This window comes from Arthrobacter sp. TJ-270, from assembly GCF_058269075.1.
This window is the reverse complement of record NZ_JBZCNB010000009.1, coordinates 146,420-160,137: the sequence shown is the minus strand read 5'-3', so window position 1 is coordinate 160,137 and position 13,718 is coordinate 146,420. Positions and strand designations below refer to the sequence as shown.

Annotated in this window: 20 protein-coding genes; 12 read left to right on the top strand and 8 right to left on the bottom strand. The window is 58.9% G+C overall.

What is annotated here, in order from left to right:
- Positions 1-328: 328 nt before the first annotated feature.
- Positions 329-628, bottom strand: coding sequence for a hypothetical protein (locus AC4D2M_RS15450; protein ID WP_490892776.1), 300 nt, complete (start codon positions 626-628; stop codon positions 329-331).
- 245 nt (positions 629-873) lie between these two features.
- A complete protein-coding gene (locus AC4D2M_RS15445) occupies positions 874-1,224 on the bottom strand; it encodes a DUF4190 domain-containing protein (RefSeq protein ID WP_490892775.1) in 351 nt (116 codons plus the stop codon).
- A 314-nt stretch (positions 1,225-1,538) separates the two neighbouring features.
- Here AC4D2M_RS15445 and AC4D2M_RS15440 point away from each other — a divergent pair, with 314 nt between their 5' ends.
- The 9 genes from AC4D2M_RS15440 to AC4D2M_RS15400 all read left to right on the top strand — a co-directional run bounded on the left by AC4D2M_RS15440 (position 1,539) and on the right by AC4D2M_RS15400 (position 7,462).
- The gene (locus AC4D2M_RS15440) at positions 1,539-2,183 is read left to right on the top strand and encodes a hypothetical protein (RefSeq protein WP_490892774.1); all 645 of its coding nucleotides are present in this window, start codon (positions 1,539-1,541) and stop codon (positions 2,181-2,183) included.
- A gap of 140 nt (positions 2,184-2,323) precedes the next feature.
- Complete coding sequence (locus AC4D2M_RS15435) at positions 2,324-3,037, top strand: hypothetical protein (protein ID WP_490892773.1); 714 nt, start codon at positions 2,324-2,326, stop codon at positions 3,035-3,037.
- Positions 3,038-3,237: 200 nt separating this feature from the next.
- Positions 3,238-3,732, top strand: coding sequence for a hypothetical protein (locus AC4D2M_RS15430; RefSeq protein ID WP_490892772.1), 495 nt, complete (start codon positions 3,238-3,240; stop codon positions 3,730-3,732).
- A 208-nt stretch (positions 3,733-3,940) separates the two neighbouring features.
- Positions 3,941-4,360 (top strand): hypothetical protein, encoded by a 420-nt coding sequence (locus tag AC4D2M_RS15425; RefSeq protein ID WP_490892771.1) that lies wholly within the window; start codon positions 3,941-3,943, stop codon positions 4,358-4,360.
- 167 nt (positions 4,361-4,527) lie between these two features.
- Positions 4,528-4,770: a hypothetical protein gene (locus AC4D2M_RS15420; RefSeq protein ID WP_490892770.1), complete on the top strand. Its 243-nt coding sequence runs from the start codon at positions 4,528-4,530 to the stop codon at positions 4,768-4,770.
- Positions 4,771-5,932: 1,162 nt separating this feature from the next.
- Positions 5,933-6,043 (top strand): LPXTG cell wall anchor domain-containing protein, encoded by a 111-nt coding sequence (locus AC4D2M_RS15415; protein WP_490892769.1) that lies wholly within the window; start codon positions 5,933-5,935, stop codon positions 6,041-6,043.
- Between the two features lie 709 nt (positions 6,044-6,752).
- Positions 6,753-6,932, top strand: coding sequence for a hypothetical protein (locus AC4D2M_RS15410; RefSeq protein WP_490892768.1), 180 nt, complete (start codon positions 6,753-6,755; stop codon positions 6,930-6,932).
- Positions 6,933-6,937: 5 nt separating this feature from the next.
- Positions 6,938-7,231 carry a hypothetical protein gene (locus AC4D2M_RS15405; RefSeq protein WP_490892767.1) on the top strand — a complete coding sequence of 98 codons (294 nt, stop codon included), beginning with the start codon at positions 6,938-6,940 and terminating at the stop codon, positions 7,229-7,231.
- 36 nt (positions 7,232-7,267) lie between these two features.
- Entirely contained in the window at positions 7,268-7,462 is a 195-nt protein-coding gene (locus AC4D2M_RS15400; protein WP_490892766.1) for a hypothetical protein, read from the top strand.
- Between the two features lie 87 nt (positions 7,463-7,549).
- Here the strand turns inward: AC4D2M_RS15400 and AC4D2M_RS15395 are convergent, their stop codons facing one another.
- The 3 genes from AC4D2M_RS15395 to AC4D2M_RS15385 form a co-directional block, all read right to left on the bottom strand.
- Positions 7,550-7,999 carry a hypothetical protein gene (locus tag AC4D2M_RS15395; RefSeq protein ID WP_490892765.1) on the bottom strand — a complete coding sequence of 150 codons (450 nt, stop codon included), beginning with the start codon at positions 7,997-7,999 and terminating at the stop codon, positions 7,550-7,552.
- 77 nt (positions 8,000-8,076) lie between these two features.
- Positions 8,077-8,727: a hypothetical protein gene (locus tag AC4D2M_RS15390; RefSeq protein WP_490892764.1), complete on the bottom strand. Its 651-nt coding sequence runs from the start codon at positions 8,725-8,727 to the stop codon at positions 8,077-8,079.
- Positions 8,728-8,962: 235 nt separating this feature from the next.
- Positions 8,963-9,364 carry a GNAT family N-acetyltransferase gene (locus AC4D2M_RS15385; protein ID WP_490892763.1) on the bottom strand — a complete coding sequence of 134 codons (402 nt, stop codon included), beginning with the start codon at positions 9,362-9,364 and terminating at the stop codon, positions 8,963-8,965.
- A 170-nt stretch (positions 9,365-9,534) separates the two neighbouring features.
- Here AC4D2M_RS15385 and AC4D2M_RS15380 point away from each other — a divergent pair, with 170 nt between their 5' ends.
- The 3 genes from AC4D2M_RS15380 to AC4D2M_RS15370 all read left to right on the top strand — a co-directional run bounded on the left by AC4D2M_RS15380 (position 9,535) and on the right by AC4D2M_RS15370 (position 11,337).
- A complete protein-coding gene (locus AC4D2M_RS15380; RefSeq protein ID WP_490892762.1) occupies positions 9,535-9,936 on the top strand; it encodes a type II toxin-antitoxin system VapC family toxin in 402 nt (133 codons plus the stop codon).
- A 208-nt stretch (positions 9,937-10,144) separates the two neighbouring features.
- Positions 10,145-10,618, top strand: coding sequence for a GNAT family N-acetyltransferase (locus AC4D2M_RS15375; protein WP_490892761.1), 474 nt, complete (start codon positions 10,145-10,147; stop codon positions 10,616-10,618).
- Positions 10,619-10,815: 197 nt separating this feature from the next.
- A complete protein-coding gene (locus AC4D2M_RS15370) occupies positions 10,816-11,337 on the top strand; it encodes a recombinase family protein (protein ID WP_490892784.1) in 522 nt (173 codons plus the stop codon).
- A 6-nt stretch (positions 11,338-11,343) separates the two neighbouring features.
- On the opposite strand, the gene AC4D2M_RS15365 is transcribed toward AC4D2M_RS15370, so the two are convergent.
- The 3 genes from AC4D2M_RS15365 to AC4D2M_RS15355 are packed head-to-tail and all read right to left on the bottom strand — an operon-like array spanning position 11,344 to position 13,690.
- Entirely contained in the window at positions 11,344-12,261 is a 918-nt protein-coding gene (locus tag AC4D2M_RS15365) for a family 43 glycosylhydrolase (protein ID WP_490892760.1), read from the bottom strand.
- Positions 12,258-13,346, bottom strand: a complete 1,089-nt coding sequence (locus AC4D2M_RS15360; RefSeq protein ID WP_490892759.1) for a Gfo/Idh/MocA family protein — start codon at positions 13,344-13,346, stop codon at positions 12,258-12,260. Before AC4D2M_RS15360 ends, AC4D2M_RS15365 begins: the two co-directional genes overlap by 4 nt.
- Positions 13,343-13,690, bottom strand: coding sequence for an L-rhamnose mutarotase (locus tag AC4D2M_RS15355; protein WP_490892758.1), 348 nt, complete (start codon positions 13,688-13,690; stop codon positions 13,343-13,345). The genes AC4D2M_RS15360 and AC4D2M_RS15355 overlap by 4 nt, the downstream gene beginning before the upstream one ends.
- Between the last annotated feature and the right edge of the window lie 28 nt (positions 13,691-13,718).

The window sequence follows — 13,718 nt, the reverse complement described above, 5'->3', positions numbered from 1 at the left end:
CCGGAAAATACGGCAGAATAACCAAGTCAAAGTGGCTCACTTTTCAACCCACAAAACGGCTCACTTTTCGACCATCGCTGACAAGAACGCCACAGCGTGCAAGATGCCTCCCGCGGTCGGTACCGGCTGATGGTCGATCATGACTCCCCCTTCCAGCGCTTTCTCCGAATCACCTAACCAGTGGTTGCAGGGCTAGGGCTAACCCGCCCCACCCCGCAAAAAGACCTACTCCGAATAGCACCCTCGCCGTGACATCTTGACGTTCAATTGCGTTGAGGTTGCCGTAGATGGGCGGGGCAGGTCGGGCGACAGCTTTGGCGACCCTTCGTCATAAGACGATCAGGAGCAGCGCCCCCAGAAGGACCAAAATCCCAACCCACCACGCGCTTCTCAGCACACTGGAAAGGGAGCCCCCAACGAGCCCAAACAGGATCAGAAAAAAAGCCGCACCGCCGAGGATCGAAGCGCTCAATCTGACTCGCGACTTCTCAAAGGCCGGCGACGTCTTGAATATCTGTTCAGCAACCGGCCGGCTCGCCCTTTCCATAGGACCTGCGCTGAAGAACAGGATCGAAGCCATGACCAGGACGAATGTGCCGAAGATGACGGTTTCTAGGGTTTCAGACACTTCGCCCTCCTCGAAGAGATCGAACAGAAGCTAAACGGAAGTCTGGGTGAAAAGAATCGACACCATATCGCTTGTCCGGGAAGTGTAACCCGAGGAAGGAAAGGACCTCGCCGTAGTAACCGATGTGGCCGAAGATAACGGGAATCCAGGCTTACCCTCCGATTACGGATCCTCCACCATGCGTTTTTCGAATGGGTCTAACGGAGTTGCACATCTGAGGTGTGCTCCTCAGGTTTGGGCGTGGGCTAGAAGTTGCAGCTGTACGTGATGCCGTTGCGCTGGTGTATCCCGTTGCCGAGTTCGGAGCAGATCTGGAACAACGAGACGAAACCGAAAATGAGGAACGCAAGACCGAGGGTGGTGATCACTGCCCCGATGATGACTCCTGCCAGTGCGAATTTGTTCTTCGCTCCTGCCTTGCGGGATTGCACTAGTGCGACGATGCTCAGAATGAGGCCAATGGCACTTACCGGGATCAGGAGCGCCAGGATGAACCCGGCGATTCCCAACGAACGACCGGGATCAACACGCGGTTGTTGAGGTGTCGGGTATTGCAGACCCGGATGATCGGACGGACTAGAAGGGTAGTTGCTCATAGCTTCCTCCCAAAATGAGGCCTTAGCTTCTTGGACTAGCGCTGCAGAGCGATGAGTAGCCCACCCACGCAGCGAACAATCTCCAGGCCAGGCGTATCCAGCCCACGAGCTAAGAGAGACTGCCCGATGGCACCATAGTTACCTGACTGACCCTGTGAGAACGTTTGAACGATCCCCCACCGCACCCTTTCTCGGGCGGGTGCGATGCGACATGATCTCGAAGTAGGAGATATGCCGGCGCTTTCGCATCTGATTGGGGTGCCTGAACGCGCGTCTATGATTGCAGCACGGCGACGAAGGGATGGTGAGTCCCCATGTATGAACCTGATGCGGGTGTAGATTTGCGCTGGGCTAAGGCCGCCAAGAGGGCAGAGGGCATGAGGGACCTCGGTATCGGGAGCGTCGTCAGACGGTACTTCTCGATGCCGATGCCACTTACGGTTCTAGTTTCGTTCGCCGTTGGCTTCGCCTTAGCCTTCATTTGGCCCGACATCTTCGATGGTTTCTTTCGCACGGGACTCTCGATTGGGCTGATGCTGGCAGGCCTTGCAATCTTGGTTGTCGGCTTGGTTTATGGAAGCAAGAAACTCAGCCCCATGGTGCAGCCACAGCGCGTCGGGGTCACGATCGGCCTGACATCTGAGGAAGTGAAACTAGTTCGGCACCAGGTGGTGCAGAAAAAGCCAGTAGACACGGCGAATCTGCAGGTCCTTAGAGGTGCTGCTATTCAGATCCGGGAGGGACTGGCAAAACAGTTGCTCATTTCTCCTGGGGTGCTCTTATTCCTTATCGGGCAGGCTACATTCCGGGGTATAACGTCAATCCTTGACCTCGTGACGATTGTGCTTCTGCTTATGTTGGTCGCACTTTTCGTTCTCACGGTCCGACGCTTCCAACAAACCGGGGCGTTCCTCGATGCAACCAGTGATGGCCGAGACCAAGGTTCCAGCGTCCCCTAACCCCATCCCTCACCGCACCCCTTGAATGGACGGCTGAGTCTGACTTGGAGGGAGCTCCGGACCCCCGGACCCGCTTGGCCGGGCGGACTGATGGACGAACGTAGCCAAGCAGCCAGACAACCTGCAGATAGAGTCGGGGCGTGGCTAGTGAGACCAAGAACCCTGTCGGCGAGTTTTTGACTTGGGCAGCGACCATCAGCGGGGTAGTGGCACTGATCGGTGTGTTTATTCCGATCACCCAGCAAGTATTGACGGCTACCGGACTCTGGGGTTGGGCCGCATTTGCGGTGTTGTTGACGTTGCTTCCGTGGATCGTGCGCTTCTGGGCTAACTTGCTGGTTCGTGCCAAGCAAGGCGATTTGCGAAAGGCGTGGGAAGACCAACAGTTAGCTAGTGATCGGGATGATAACGACCTGGTGCTTCTACGGAGGTGGTTGGACGGCTGGGATCTCCATGGTGACTTTCACGTCTACCTTGTCGAGCATATCCATTTTGGGAACCTACCTTCGTGGTTTGCGCAGCAAATAGACGAGCGAAGATACATGTGGGACAGAGATCCGCGGAAGCTTGAGAATCCCGCTCTCCGAGCGGAGTGGGAAGAATTCAAGCACGCTGTGGTTGGCTTTGCAGACAAAATCAACGAACATATGTGGCTTGAACCTCAAAGCAAAACTGAGCGTGAAGCCGGCGTCGAAGCCTCCTTTCATATTCCACCGGAGTGGAAGACACGCGATCACCGTCGCTACCAAACAGCGGTGGACGAACTCACCAAGAGCGCCCAGGCCATGGCGGTATCGATGAGTTCACTGTTTGGGGCTATGTACTCCTTTCCCAACGGCGACCGTGACCGATAGGAGCCGGCCAGATAGAGCCGGGCGTGCCCTCTCGTGCAGCCCGGCCTGCGCCCGTCTAGGTTTCCTGGTCCTTCCGGGCCTTGGAGATGGCTCGGTACCCGGTGATGGACGCGCCCAGCGCATTCAGCGAGAGCACGAAATTCACGACCCCTCAACCAGTTCGGACTGGTCAATCGCGAGGGACGTCAGACCCAAGTGCCGTGTCGCAATCTTCTGTGGAGAGACTTACGGCTTTTCTCGGAGCTGGAGACAAAGGGAGCATGGCGTGGCATAGTGATCGGACCACGCTGCCAATTGGGGGGCTGATGCTGGACAGGAAATGGCGGATCGTCATTGTCGCTGTGCTGTTCTCGCTTGGATGGTATCTATTCTTCGCGGTGCTTGACCGCGCGACCGTGAGACACGGAAACCCAGTGTCTGTGCTTTGCCTGACCGAGTATCTCCCGCCAGGCACCATTCACAACCCCGAAGGAATGCCCTTCCCTCCAGCGGGCCAATACACCTATTTTCCCTTGGGGGTCGAGTGTGTCTTCACCATGACTGACGGCTCAACTCAGCGGTCGTTTGATCCGAGGTACGAGGAAACGATAATCGCCGGCACGCCCCTTCTAGTGAGTACCCTTTGGGGGACCTGGCAGGTCATCTCATCTGCCAGGCAACGCGGGAACACCATAAGAGACGGCAAAACGGCTTAAAGATCCGTTAACGAGCGAACGGGCGGCTTCCGCCACCGTATTGGATCCCTCATCGTGCCGTTTTTCGGGGGGGTTAAATGCCGCTAGGGGCCAGATGGCGGTGGAGAGCAAAACGAGATTGCGGCCACTCGGGAGACTTGCACCTTCTCATAGGGTTTGTCAGTGATGATGCTGAGACCGTCCTGACACAGATTCGGAAGGTGTAACTATGCGGCCTTTGGACAGAGATGGAACCCAAGCTGATGGTGATGTGGCGCGTCTAAAACGGGCGCGTATCGCAGCAACTCTTATGGTCGTCCTTATCCTCATTGGTGTTGTCTTGGTATTAGTGGCAGATGATATGCAGCAGCGGAGCTTCTTGACGGTAATCTGGGGCACTTTCGCGGTGTTTGCACTCATTCAAGCTGCCCAGCTTTGGCTATCGCGGAAAGGTGGATACCTGCTGACAGCGACGAGTTGGAAGTACTATCTGTTTTCCATTTTGGTGGTCGGATCGTTCGCCTGGGCACTGTACCGGTTGGTCGAGAGCGGATCGACATTCCTCGTCGGTGGTTGCTTGATCTTCGTGTCAGCTCTCATCTTCCTTCTACTGTTCGAAGCTCGGTCGGCCACACAAGACGGCCTCTGACAACAGCGCCACGAGGATCCCTCACCGAACACCCGATAGTAACGAGCCCACATCTTTTCGAAGCGACTGGAATCGCACTGTTAGGGCGAGTTGAACCTTGTCATAAGGTGTGCCCGAGATGATGCTCAGGAACCTGTTCCCTACCGAACTGATAGGAATCGTTAGGCATGGCAAGAAATCCTTCTGCGAAAGACTTCTTGGGCCTCTCGGGCAACAGGCGGCCTCTTCCGACGCCGCTCGTGTGGTTCAGCTTGATCGCGTCACTTTTGCTATTCCTGCTATTTCTCGGCGTGAGCATGACAGCGCTTTTCAATCGCAACCTCGGGTGGGCGGCGGCGACCTATATGGTCTTCGCAATACTCTTCGGTGCCATCTTCTTCATGACCAGAAAGGAGGAATCGAATGACTGAACGACGAGGACAATTGAGGAGAGCCATCGTTGGGGGACTTATCGGCCTATCACTGGCCTTCTGTTTCTTGCTGCTCATATTTGAGTTCCGTTGGATCGATGCTTTGATCGGAACGCTATGGCTGGTCCCGCTTCCCGTATTCGGGATCTATGCCGTCATGAGAAAAAAACCCAAGGATTCGGGAACGTGAACGCCAGAACCCAAAGTCTGTCTCGAGAATATAGGGAGGGGACTGGATGCAGGCATTAGGAACGAGCGAAGCCGCAAACTGCTGACGGGGGATTGGGGAATGAAGGCTAGGAAATTGGGGCAGATGCTTGCCGTCGCAACAGCCTCTCTGGCCGTGATAATCGGGGTCATCCAGCTTGTCCGGGGTGACTTCTTTAGCAGTGGCTCGATGCTGCTGGTTGCCTTATGCGCCGTAGGCATCCTCGTTTACGTCAGAAGAGCATCGTTCGACGATTGATCGGTCCGACCAGCCGCGATTCTCGACCACGGCGGAAGTCGGATGAGTCGACTGAACAAGCGAGACCATCGCACTGGAATCGCTTAGTTTTCGCTGTATCGTCCCCCAGGCAAGGAGGTAAAGAGTCCCGTCAACAAGCGTTCCGGGTTCGCGGAAACGGTGGAGGATCAACACGTGGATCCTTCACCGTGCCCTTCAAAGGTAGAGGAGCGACAAAGACCGCTAACAGGAGGATTGTAGCCAGTCGATAGCTTGCTGAACTGGGTCCAGCGGGGCCGGCGTCGTAGGCGGTATTGGCCCTTTGAAGACCTGGCCGCTCAGACAACCGTTGATCGAGCTGAGCACGCTGTTCTATAACCCAGACATCGAGGGCTGACTGCGCACCCCAAAGAACACTCTGCCCACCGATGTCGTGTAGGAGCTCTTTATTCTTTTCAGGTCTTCGGCTGTGGGCTTGGGAATCTCATGTGAGAGCTTATTTCGTTGACCAACAGTCGCACACCAGTGCTGTCGGTCCACTCATTCGAAGAACCTCAGGCTGGTGAGGGGGATCAAATCTTCCGTACATCGACTACTGCAGTCACTCCTCTTACCGGAGTGCCTTCCAGTCGACGGTGAACCCAGCGTCCTCGAGCTCTCGCGCAAGGTTTGTCTTCCATCCGGAGGAAACACCTGAGGCCAATACCCCTGGGGCGGGTGGATATCTGCCGGACCGGCGGCATCACGCTCATCGCGGCAGGACTGGGTGCAGCACTTCTGCTCGCCGGTTTGGCGCTAACGCTCGTGATGAGGCGCCGCAACGCCTGAGAGGTAAGTAGGTGAAGGGAGGTGCGACAAACCGTCGCACCTCCCTTCATATAATCTAGTCTTCGCTTTCCTTGCCTGCGTCGTTTGACATCGTGGATTTGGTAGACCGATCTTTCCGCTTGCGATGTCCATGGAGGAGGAACCGGGCCAGACAAAGGTAGAGGAAACTTCCGACAAGGATAGCTGGCAGGAAGCCGAACAGTTCGAAGATGATGAATGCGATTGGTGGGGGAAACACCAACAAGATAAGTTTCCAAGTGCTGAGCTCACGGCCGGTTACGTTGAGTATCGTGGACTCTCGCTGAAGGAACTGAATGACCTTCCCAGGTGATTGTTGCTCATTGGGTCGGGACCTTGTCATCGTCTTCTTCTCCTCCGAAGTGCGCGATCATCTGTGGCAGTCCCAGTCATTGCGCCCATTGGAGCCATTCCGGGAGAGGAAGCCAGCAAATGATGTGACCCGTAATAACTCCCATTATGGCGCCTCTAGCACCCCCGATGACGGCTCCGCCCACGACGCCACCGATAGCACCGGGAATAGCACCCACACCATCTCCTGCAAGGGCTCCTAGGCCTGCTCCAACAAATCCGCCCACGACCGCACCGGCACCGTGGCCTACAGGTACGATCCGGCGAACCGGCTGATCTCCCTGGCCGAATCGAGTACGACAAGAACAACCGCCGTACCGTCACCAAGTACCCGAACGGAGTGAAGAACAGCACCGTGTTCGGCAAGGCCGGACGCACCACCAACATCACCGCCACCAACACCGCCGGCACGGTCCTGACCAAACGCGCCTACACCTACACCGTCGGCTCCACGGGCAAGGACGGGAAGCTCCGCAAGACCATGACCACCGAAACCGGGGCAGTGAGCACCTACACCTAGACGCATTGCAGCGCCTCACCAAGACGGTCACCGGCACCATCACCGAATCCTGGAGCTACGACGCCAACGGCAACCGGCTGACCTCCGCCAAGACCGCCACTACCACTGTCAATGCCGCCTACAACGCCGCCGACCAGCTCTGCTGGACATCCACCGGCACCGGAACGTGCACGGCCCCGCCAACGGCTATCCGCAAGTACACCTATGATGCCAACGGCAACCAGACCAACCCCATGCGGACTGACAAGAAGTCAGTCATCGACCCGGATGAAGCTTCTACGCTGCATTCGCGAGCATAAGAAGGTTTTCTAATGGTTCTTCCGAGAGGGTAGATCATGACGAATATCAGGCGGGCCCTTTTCGTTGCCACTCTGGCCTTCATATTGGGTGCTTTCGGCATGGGTGTCGTCGTGGGCGTCCTCGCGCTCTCGACTCCCGTCGGCATACTGATAATGGGCCTCCTGCTTCTAGCAGCGATGCCTTCATACTTGACGCTCACTATGATCGTGAAAGCCATCGACCCGAAGTAGAGGTTAGGTTCGTTCAGTCTGGAAGCGGTCCCTCAGCGCACACTTCTAGGGTTAGCCTTCGCTAGCGCGTGAGCTCTCGAATGCCCATCATTCTGCCCAGCGCTCCCAATAATTGTCGGCGGCTTCGAGGAATCGCCGCCGGTGCGTTCTTTCACCGAAAAGCGGGTACCGATTCTGCTCCCTCAACCAGTCCGACCCGCTGTTGAAGATGAAGTTGCCACCGGCCAGAACGACAATCACCGGCACCGAAACCAAAGTAAGCACTGACAGGACCAGGCCCCACCGAATGCCCGGTCGCTTCCGCCGCAAATTGAACAGTCTGAAGCCGGCGACGATCGTGCCGAGTGTGGCACCTCGGGCATACAGGACGCCGTTAGCAACCAGCCCAGTAAACACCAGGGCAAGCAGTAGCTGGGGTGGGGGTTGGGGGGCAAGGAAGAAGACCACAACGGTCGGTGCCCACACGAGAAGGGAATCGACGAGTAGGGCAAAGAGAAACGAGGGCCAATCCACGATGTCGGGATTCGAGGCTCTCACGAGTTCAATTCTTACACGGCACTCCGGGCGAAATGCGTACTGGAGTTGAGGGATCCGTCAGCGCGCAGAGTCTAAAGTTACTCAGTTTCGGCGATCCGAGATTCGGTGCGATGCCTTGAGTGCTGCTGAATATAGGACTCGTAAGGTGGACGGGATTCTAGCCACGGCCAATCATCATTTTTTGCACCGGTAGTAAGGGAGCCCAACGCCGGCAGGCCAAGTTCGGTACGCATGGCGTCGCGAAGAACGTGCAGCAGATCTTGGGCCTGGAACCAGGAAGGATGGTACGCAGTGTATGGGGCCCGCTTTTCGATTCGCCACGTCATTTCCATCAGGGCACCAGATACGCGGTCTGCGAGATCTGCCACGTCGCCGGTTGCCAACAACTGAACCTCGCCGAGTAATGGTTGAAGCGACTCGTCCCATTTCATGAAGTAGTGAGTAAGTCCTTCAGCTAGAAGTATTTCGTCTTCAACCGAAATCTCGTCCTTTCCGTCGTAGGACAAGAACACCGCTACCTCATCAACTTCCCGGAGCATGGCCTCCGCCAACCCCAGATATTTTGCATATACCGAGCGCCTGTCCTCCAACCAACGACGAGCATCATCAACTTTCACTCTACGAGCCTCATTGGAACGACCCAGCAGCGCCGACAGAATCGCGACGGCGACGCCTCCCGCAATTGTGAATCCGCCGGTCAGAAGTGCGGTAGACGTTTGTGGATCCATGCGTCGATGATAAGGGCCGCCCCATGCATCGCTTCAATGAGCGCCCGCGTTTAGGGTTCGGTCGCGTCGAACGGTGTACGACGCATTTGGCGATGTCGCGCTTAGGCCCGCCGAGATGACGGTCGTCCCATTGCTGTAATCGATGGTGACTCCTCAGAGCCGTTCTATGCAATCAGGGCGGCTACCCGCTTGGTGGACCAGGATTGTCTCCGTGACTGCTGCGTAAGCCGAACCCTCAGCGAGACGCTTCGCAGAGGATCAGATTCGATTGTCCGTCGTCGGCGGTCACACCGTGGATATTCGCAAAGCGACCGAGCTCGCGAAAGCCAAAAACCTCGTGCATCCTGATCGACGCGGTGTTGTGTTCATTAGCGAAGTAGTAAGCAGTCCCGGCAACAGACCAGATCCAATCCAACCTCTTCTTCGTTAGCGCAGTCGCTATACCCTGGCGGCGGTGCTCCGAAGCCACGATGATACCCCCGAGGTAGTGACCGCCTGGCACTTCACCTTTCGAGTCCTCGTGAAAATGGGTCTTGGCCACAGCGACGACTTTGCCTTCGACATTTTGCGACCACCACCAGCCGGTCCTTCTTCGCCACGAGTAGGTTCGCAGGCCAGCGGCTTCTACCGCTGGCATCGCAGACTTCGTCAATGCCGTTGGTGTCAGCCAAAGTCGCCTCGCGTATCAGCATTCTCTGATCCTAAATCGCACGCGGATGGACCGGAGGAGTTCGTTGGTCAGCCCAGCCAGCGAATGGCTCAGTGATGCCGAAGATGAGAGATCCAGATCAAACTAAGGTTGGGTCCATGACGCGATATGCGATCGCCGCTCCAACCCTCCTGCAGATCGTCGCAGACAACTTCGGAGTCGGTGTAAAACACCAACTCGTGGCGCCGAACCTGATCCGTTCCCAGTCGCTCTCGCTTCTATTCGAAGCCGTCGAACAGGGGCGACTTTCGGAGGACGAAGCTCTTCAACGGCATGAGCGTATGACTGAAATGAAAATGCGATTGCTGGGCGACAGAGTATCCCGCCGTACGGCTTGGAGGATCGCCCGTGAGCAGCGCTGGGAATCAACCTATGACGCCGAATACCTGGCTGTCGCGCAATTGCAGGCTGACGCGCTCGTGACCATGAGCACGGAATTGATGGCCAAGGCGCACGGAATCGTGCCCCTTGCCCCTCTCGAGGCACTTTTTAGTGATTGAGTCCAGGCAGTGGCTTCGCCGCGATCACGAGAACCAGCACGCAGCCGTACTGTCCCATTAGCCGAACCCTCGAACGCGCACTTCACGGATGCACCCGCGGACCATGGTGCCGGAACTGATTGTTCGCCGTTCTACCGCAACGTCGCTTCACATGTTTGAAACACCGGCATCTTAGAATCCTGTCAGAAACTGCGTGAGGAACCCCTAAATGATCTCCGTACAGACAGACAGTCCAATGCGAGCTGACGTCCAACTGCTTTTGGATGAGCACCTGAGCGACATGTATGCGACCTCGCCCGCCGACAGTGTGCACGCGCTCGATCACTCTGCGCTGGCTGACGCGGGCATCACCTTCTACACCGCCAGAGAACACGGGCTCCTGGTCGGATGCGGTGCGCTGAAGCACCTCACCGACGACGAGGCAGAAATCAAGTCCATGCGCACTGCAGCGCCGGCGCGACGACGCGGTGTCGCCAACCTCCTTCTCGCCCGGATCATCGACGAAGCCCGGGCCAAGGGCTATGAGCGCCTTTCGCTCGAAACGGGAACGGAGGACTACTTCGCCAACGCACGACGCCTATACCAACGACACGGGTTCGAGGAGTGCGCGCCCTTCGGTACCTACGCGCCAGACCCGCACAGCACTTTCATGAGTCTGACTTTAGCCCCTCAAGCTCGCTGAAAGCGGCCGGCCGAACCCCGACGCACACCCGAGGATTAGCATGACTGTTGAAACACCTGCTATCTAAGTCCAGGTACGTAAGACCCGCACGATGAATTGAGCGATGAGGGTGCGTTAACTGCAACACTCATAATGTGAAGATCGGCTATGCCCGCGTCTCAACGAATGAACAGGACCTCACCGTCCAATGAGAAGCCCTGGCAGCCCTCGGGGTTGAGGCCGAGTACATCTATGTCGACCATGGGTTGACCGGCACAAACCGGGCACGCCCAGGACTGCGCGAAGCATTGGCCGCCGTAAGAGCCGGCGACACCCTGGTGGTCACCAAACTCGACCGACTCGCGCGATCGCTGCCTGACGCACGCGACATAGCAGACGAACTTACCCGCAAGGGCGTGTCTCTCAGCCTCGGCGGCAGCGTCTACGATCCGACTGATCCGGTAGGTCGGCTGCTGTTCAATGTGCTTGGCATGGTCGCCGAATTCGAGACCGACCTGATTCGCGCCAGGACCCGCGAAGGGATGGCCGTTGCGAAAGCCAAGGGCCGGCTACGCGGGAAACAACCCAAGCTTTCAGTAACCCGCCGCCGGCACTTGTACGAGTTGCTTGACTCGGACAAGTACACGCAGGCAGAACTCGCCGAACTCTTCAGCGTCTCCCGCGCGACAATTTACCGCGAAGTTCAAAGGCGTGCCGCCACCCCTAAGCGGCCGGTATAGGCCTGCTCAAAGCGGCAAGTCCGCTGGAACGTCCCTGTCACACAGCAGCACACCATCCGCGACCCACAGTCTGGCCCGGTGGATCTCCGAGCGACGCAGCCCGCCCGCCTGTAGCTCGACGTCGTTGCTTCCGTCCCACTCGGGGTGCGTGAAGTAGAAGGCAATTGCCTCCTCACCGCGAACGACGACGTCGGCATGCCTCCCCACCTGCCGATCCTCCGCATGCCCACCCGGCGCATCGAGGATGATGCCCTGGGCAGACCAGTGAACGCCGTTGTCGGACCGGTAGACCCGCTGACCGAGCCACTCATCCACGATCATCCACAGCCAACCACCCAGCGCAAAGACGTTCGGACCCTCATGAGGCACTCCCCCGACGACCTGCCCCTCAACCGTCCAGATGTGCCAGTCCGAGCTCACCGCGGCGTAGGTGGTCGAGCCGTCCGCTTCATCCTTGTACCAGAGGCGCAGGAGCCCATCGGCAGTGCGCGCGGCGGCTGCGTCAATGACGTAGTCGGAGCTCAGCTCAAGGAACCCGCAGTGTTCCCAGCGTGCAAGGTCCGAGCTGACCAGGTGAGCGATACGGCGCTCGTGGCCCGCCCAGGTTGAGGGGATCCCACGGATCCACGTGAGGTACATGTGATAACGGTTCCCGTCCCACACCACTTCAGGTGCCCAGTGCGTGTTCGGGCCGGGCTCTCCCGCGGGGTCCAGGCCCTCGACCACACCGCGGTAAAGCCAGCGGGCGCCGTCGTCGGACACGGCTACGCCTATCCGGCTGCCGTGCACCCACTCAACCCCGAGACCGGGATCGGCCGGACGCCGCTGGGTGTAGAACATCCACCACTGTCCGGTCTGCTCATTCCGGATGACTGTGGGGTCTGTCGGCCCGCCAAGCGGGTCGGCCAGCAGCGGCGCACTCACCGTTCGGGACGCAGGTCCGTCACCGGGACGCGCATGCTGCCGCGGAAATCCGGGGCGGCCAGCTCGGCGCGCGTAACGGGCTGTCCACGGTCGGCGGAGGCGTAGAGCGCAGCGACGATCTCGATGGCACGCGCTGGATCAGCCGCGACTGGGGGCACGTCAGCCCCCGCGAACAGCGAACCGTACACCTCGGACAGGAGCGCATCGTGCCCGCTCGGCACCTCGTTCGACGGCAGCGCCCAGGAGGCAACGCGACCCGCTTCGACGTGGCGGGCCGGCGTCAGTTTCCAGCTTGCATGGTTGTGACCGTAGAGGTGCTCAAGTTCGATGGTGGCGTGCTCGGTGTCGATGCGGATCAGGCTCGATTCGCGCGGCGCGAGCACCGTGGTCATCACCGACGCGACGGTGCCGCTCTCGAACACGACGACGCCGCATGAGGTGTCTTCCGTCTCCACCTCGCGGTCCAGCCGGAACAGCTGACCCGAGGCGGAACTCCACTCGCCGAGCAGGTAGGAAAGCAGGTCGATCTGGTGGATGCCATGGCTGAGCGTGGTCCCGCCGCCCTCGCTCTCCCAGGTCCCGCGCCACGGCACGTCGTAGTATTCCGATCCGCGGTACCAGTGCGTATGGCAGACGGCGGTCAGCGGCCTGCCCAGCTCACCCGACCGGAGCAGGTTCCGGATGTGCGTAGCGGCCGTGCCGGTCCGCTGCTGGAAGACGACGGCGAGTTGCCGGTTGGCTGCGACGGCCGCGGCCTGCATGGCGTCCACTTCCGTGAGGGACAGCGCGGGCGGCTTCTCGGCAATCACGTGGGCACCGGCGTCGAACGCTGCTTTTGTCTGTTCCGCGTGCCCCGCCGGCGGCGTGCAGATATGAACGACGTCGACGGCCTCCGCCGAGAGCAGTTCCTCCAGCGTTCCGTACCCGGCTGCAATCCCGTGCCTGGCGTTGAAGTCGCGGACCCGTTCCTCGCTCGGGTCCGCGGACGCGACGGCGGTGACGCCGTCAATCTTGGCGAGCGCCTCAGCGTGGAGGTGTGCAACGGCGCCCGTGCCGAGGATCGCGGCGCGGAGAGTGCGGGTCATTCGGTGCTCCCTGCGCCCTTGAGCTGGTCCTCGAGGTTGAACACTTCTTCGAGCAGGAGGAACCCCTCGTCCGGGCGGCCCTCGAGCTCCACGAAGAACTCGCCCATTTCGGCCTGCCACCGGGCGTTGACATCAGTCTCTGCCATGGCGCGCTGAGCCGCGGCGAAGTCCTCCGATTCCAGGTACCCGATAAGCAGCCCGTCAGGCCGGAGGAAGAGGGAGTAATTGTTCCACCCGGTGTCCTTGAGGGCGCGCAGCATGTCCGGCCACACAGCCGCGTGGCGCTGCTTGTATTCCTCGAGGCGGTCGGGCTTCACCTGCAGCTGGAAACAGACGCGTTCCATGGTTCTCCTCGTCGAGCGGGATGAATCG

What these genes read in the sequence shown, in the direction of transcription:
- AC4D2M_RS15445 (WP_490892775.1), bottom strand. Translation starts at nt 1,224, where the DNA reads ATGAGCAACTACCCTTCTAGTCCGTCCGATCATCCGGGTCTGCAATAC.
- AC4D2M_RS15440 (WP_490892774.1), top strand. Translation starts at nt 1,539, where the DNA reads ATGTATGAACCTGATGCGGGTGTAGATTTGCGCTGGGCTAAGGCCGCC.
- AC4D2M_RS15425 (WP_490892771.1), top strand. Translation starts at nt 3,941, where the DNA reads ATGCGGCCTTTGGACAGAGATGGAACCCAAGCTGATGGTGATGTGGCG.
- AC4D2M_RS15420 (WP_490892770.1), top strand. Translation starts at nt 4,528, where the DNA reads ATGGCAAGAAATCCTTCTGCGAAAGACTTCTTGGGCCTCTCGGGCAAC.
- AC4D2M_RS15400 (WP_490892766.1), top strand. Translation starts at nt 7,268, where the DNA reads ATGACGAATATCAGGCGGGCCCTTTTCGTTGCCACTCTGGCCTTCATA.
- AC4D2M_RS15390 (WP_490892764.1), bottom strand. Translation starts at nt 8,727, where the DNA reads ATGGATCCACAAACGTCTACCGCACTTCTGACCGGCGGATTCACAATT.
- AC4D2M_RS15385 (WP_490892763.1), bottom strand. Translation starts at nt 9,364, where the DNA reads ATGCCAGCGGTAGAAGCCGCTGGCCTGCGAACCTACTCGTGGCGAAGA.
- AC4D2M_RS15380 (WP_490892762.1), top strand. Translation starts at nt 9,535, where the DNA reads ATGACGCGATATGCGATCGCCGCTCCAACCCTCCTGCAGATCGTCGCA.
- AC4D2M_RS15375 (WP_490892761.1), top strand. Translation starts at nt 10,145, where the DNA reads ATGATCTCCGTACAGACAGACAGTCCAATGCGAGCTGACGTCCAACTG.
- AC4D2M_RS15360 (WP_490892759.1), bottom strand. Translation starts at nt 13,346, where the DNA reads ATGACCCGCACTCTCCGCGCCGCGATCCTCGGCACGGGCGCCGTTGCA.
- AC4D2M_RS15355 (WP_490892758.1), bottom strand. Translation starts at nt 13,690, where the DNA reads ATGGAACGCGTCTGTTTCCAGCTGCAGGTGAAGCCCGACCGCCTCGAG.